1 protein-coding gene is annotated in these 1058 nt (G+C 45.0%); it reads left to right on the forward strand.

Translation table 11 applies throughout. The features are described from left to right. Window positions 1–721 precede the first annotated feature (721 nt). On the forward strand, window positions 722–982 hold the full coding sequence (locus tag HMPREF3178_RS08900) for a hypothetical protein (protein ID WP_004026352.1): 261 nt from the start codon (window positions 722–724) through the stop codon (window positions 980–982). Window positions 983–1058 lie beyond the last annotated feature (76 nt).

Here is a 1058-nt window from a genome sequence, read left to right on the forward strand (position 1 = left end):
CAATATGTGGTGGACCCATACATCTCCTTGCCTTACGGCAGCTAAGAGGCTACTCTGTTGGTGTCTAGTCAAGCAGATGGCCTCGTGTGGTTGGTTAATGAAAATTAACGTCCTACGGGGCTTTCTTCTTTCTGCCTCACAACATCATGAGGCAAAAAGCCTCAAGCGCCGACACCATTATACCCTGTTTACCCCCATCCTCCCAGGGCTAATAAGCTGGTAAGTCAATAATTTTTAAGATGGTTTCCGCCGTGTTTCTGCCCTGCATCCCGGCATCTGCTGGAGTTCAGTCATGAGTTTTCCCCTCTGTCGATATGCTCCGGTTACCACTTCTGCGCCGTCCAATGTAACGGTTCTGTGCAGACGCAATGCAGTGCCAGGACAACCCCCTTGTTCGCCAGCTGCGCCCATGTCTGATGTTCACGAAACGACTCAGCTACCAGTTTGAAGATTTACGCCCAAATAGAAGTGTACGCCTATGACAAAATTATCCAGGCAATATCAGATATCAGTAGCGTCATGTTCGAAAGAGATTTTTAAAGTCACTTTTCCTGATTGTATTTCTTTCAAAATTTAATGAAGGTTAGGTTATTTAGCCAATTGACGCGCCACTTGAATAAGTTATTATTACTTACAAGCACTCTGAACCATCATTAATTTTACAGGCTCAACAATGCCTGTGAAAACATCTTTGTATCGGTATTATTTTAAGGAATCACATATGACACTTACTGCATATTACCAGTTAAGGAATACAAAGGCCGCAGGTCTTGGTTTCGAATTGCTGACCAGTGAACCGGGAGCCTTTATTGTGCTGGAAGAATGCAGTTATGAGAAACCGTATGAAATTGCCCGCTATGGGCATAATGGGAGTGCAGGCGATCGTTCGAATGCGTTCAGTTGCGCGATGAATAAAGCCCGTAGCCTGCAGAATTACAGTGGAGCAAAGCTGGATTACAACGTTTACGAAGAAACTGCCTGAATCATCCTGTAATAGCTGTGTGTAGTCTTTGCCCGCCCATTACTGAGGAATCCCCAGTAATGGGCGGGTGAAAAAA

It is taken from the genome of Klebsiella sp. HMSC09D12, assembly GCF_001808475.1.
GTDB lineage: Bacteria > Pseudomonadota > Gammaproteobacteria > Enterobacterales > Enterobacteriaceae > Klebsiella > Klebsiella oxytoca.